A 2582-nucleotide genomic window follows, 5' to 3' on the forward strand; every position below is an offset into this window, starting at 1 on the left:
TTCCCGCAATTCATTCAAAAATCTTCATTTTAGACTTGACTTTTAATAGTTAGTCTTTTCGCCGCAGTGCGATCCCCGCGGAGCGTTTTTATATAACAGGGACGAAGTTTCCTGTTTATAAAAGAAAAGCGCCTCCAAAAGGCGCGCAGACACAGGCCTCTGTCCCGGACAGAAACCTGTTTTCTCTTTCATCTGAATGTTGCGGCGGAATGTTCAGAATCCCGTTGAAAGAGAATCCTGTTTCCGTACCAGTTCAGCTTTTCTTGGCCTCGGAGCATTTCCTCGGTGTCAGCGCAGCTTTCCTCTTTAGCTCTCCCTGTGTTTCCCCCGGCGCAGGAACTGTGCAGGAAGCCGGCAGTCTGCCAGGGCTGATTCTCCTGCCGTCTTCGGCAAAACTTAGCCGTCCGTCCCGGGAGCCTGTATCTGAGAGTGCATTTTCTTCATATTAGCTAATTCCTGCCCGTTTGTCAAATATGTTTTCCTGCATTTTCTACAAGTATTTCCCGGAAGTTGCAGCCGTTTGGCTTGCCTTTTCCTATAGGGAATGTTATAATAATCAGCGAGACAAAATTACGGAGGTACTTCTATGGACATATTCTTCAACGTGCTGCTGGGCGTTCTTATCGTCGCAGTCATTGTGCTGGCAGTGCTGTATTTCCTGGGTCGGAAAATGGAAAAACGTCAGGCTGAACAGCAGTCCATGATGGAGGCTGCGAAGCAGGTAGTTTCTATATTAGTCATTGATAAGAAGAAGCTGAAAGCCAAAGATTCCGGTCTTCCGAAGATGGTTACGGATCAGGTTCCGTGGTACATGAGACGGGCCAAGTTTCCGATCGTAAAGGCCAAAATCGGACCGAAGGTTACCACTCTCATTGCTGACGAGAAGGTTTTCTTACAGCTTCCAGTCAAGACTGAGGCTAAGGTCGTTATCAGCGGTCTCTACATAACGGAGATCAAGAGCGTGCGCGGAGGCATCCCGCCGCTTCCAAAGAAAAAAGGATTTTTCTCCAGATTTAAGAAGGATAAGACAGAGAAAAAAGCATCCAAATAGCCTCCTTGGGATAGATGCCGGGGAGGGAAAAAGGAGCCGTTGCAAAATAGATGAGAAATCATCTATGGAGCAATGGCTCCCTTTTTATGTCTTTCATCTGGCCTTTCATTCTTTTCTCTCGTCTGCCTTCTGTCTGTGTTTGCTTTTTTGCCGGAAGTTTTTCCTTTATATGTAGCATTTCAGCTTGTTGGATCGGTTTGAAAATCAGGAATGGAATTTTGGCGCAGGAGAGTCTATTTTTCAGGGGAGAAATGTGTGCTGGTGAAGGGCTGGGTGGTGACAAGTCACCTGGTCTCTGGGGCATCGCCCGGCTTTGCCGGGCGAATAAATACTAATCATGATAATTATACTTTTGATACATCAAATCAGTTTTAGCAGCTGCTTTTTCAATAGTCCATGACGGGGATGGGTTCAGGCTTGCTTTTCTTCATGCTGGCACTTCCCGCACCCGCCGCAGTTGCCTCAGCCCTGGCAGGCATGGGCCTCCGGCTCCAGGCCAGTGAGCGCGTCTGCCAGTTTCGACTGTAACAGGGCAAGGGGCAGGCAGATGTTCATGTGGACAGTGACGGGTAAATAATCTGCTTCATACAGTGATCTCCTTCAATGAATTTACTGTTAAATATTCGTGCAAAGTATTGTTTTCTTCGTGCAAATAGCATATACTAAAAGTACCAGCAGAAAGGGGTTGATGATATGGCTGGCAATACCACAAACATCAGCATCCGCATGGACGCGGATTTGAAGGCACAGGCCGACGCCCTGTTTGCGGAACTCGGCATGAATTTATCCACAGCGTTCAACATCTTCGTGCGCCAGTCGCTTCGCGAGGGCGGCATTCCCTTTGAAGTGAAGCTGGAACAGCCCAACAAGGAAACGATTGCTGCCATGCTGGAAGCGGAAAGGATTGCAAAAGACCCGTCTGTAAAGGGCTGCAATGACCTTGACGAGTTGTTTGCCGACCTGAAAAAATGAGGAAAACGAAGTATACCGTCAAGTACACAACCAGCTTTAAGAAGGACTACAAACGGGCAATCAGGCGAGGCCTGAAAATTGAATTGCTGGAGCAGGTCGTGACGCTGCTGGCGATGGGCGAACTGCTGCCGGAGAAGAACCGCGATCACGATCTGTCCGGCGATTGGGTGGGCCATCGGGAATGTCACATTCTCCCGGACTGGCTGCTCATTTACCGCATAGAGGATGATGTGCTGGTTCTGACGCTGACCCGCACCGGGTCACACAGCGACTTGTTCGGCAAATAAACCGTCCGCCGTCGTATGGGGAAACCTATACGGCGGTTTTTCTGTATTGGTCAAAGTTCCGGCCCCCGGTCATGGGATTTGTCCTGTTCCTGCCGGGCCAGTTGGTCGGCGGCCTTTCGGAGCCGTTCAACGGCTTTCAGGTCCTCCCGCAGCTTGTTGTCGGAGACGATCTGCCGGTTGACTTCTCCCTTGTCAGTGCGGATAGCGCGCTTCGATGACGTATAATTAATTTCGCAAAATCAATTTCATAAAAATAGACATGGTCTATAGCC

General features: G+C 49.1%; 3 protein-coding genes. All 3 read left to right on the forward strand.

What is annotated here, in order from left to right:
* Window positions 1–586 precede the first annotated feature (586 nt).
* Window positions 587–1051, forward strand: a complete 465-nt coding sequence (locus DW757_RS17055; protein ID WP_008399516.1) for a hypothetical protein — start codon at window positions 587–589, stop codon at window positions 1049–1051.
* A gap of 693 nt (window positions 1052–1744) precedes the next feature.
* Complete coding sequence (locus tag DW757_RS17060; protein WP_015543967.1) at window positions 1745–2023, forward strand: type II toxin-antitoxin system RelB/DinJ family antitoxin; 279 nt, start codon at window positions 1745–1747, stop codon at window positions 2021–2023.
* Complete coding sequence (locus DW757_RS17065; protein WP_118752324.1) at window positions 2020–2310, forward strand: type II toxin-antitoxin system YafQ family toxin; 291 nt, start codon at window positions 2020–2022, stop codon at window positions 2308–2310. The genes DW757_RS17060 and DW757_RS17065 overlap by 4 nt, the downstream gene beginning before the upstream one ends.
* The last annotated feature ends 272 nt before the right edge of the window (window positions 2311–2582 follow it).

Source organism: Clostridium sp. AM29-11AC, assembly GCF_003480545.1.
Lineage (GTDB): Bacteria > Bacillota > Clostridia > Lachnospirales > Lachnospiraceae > Otoolea > Otoolea saccharolyticum_A.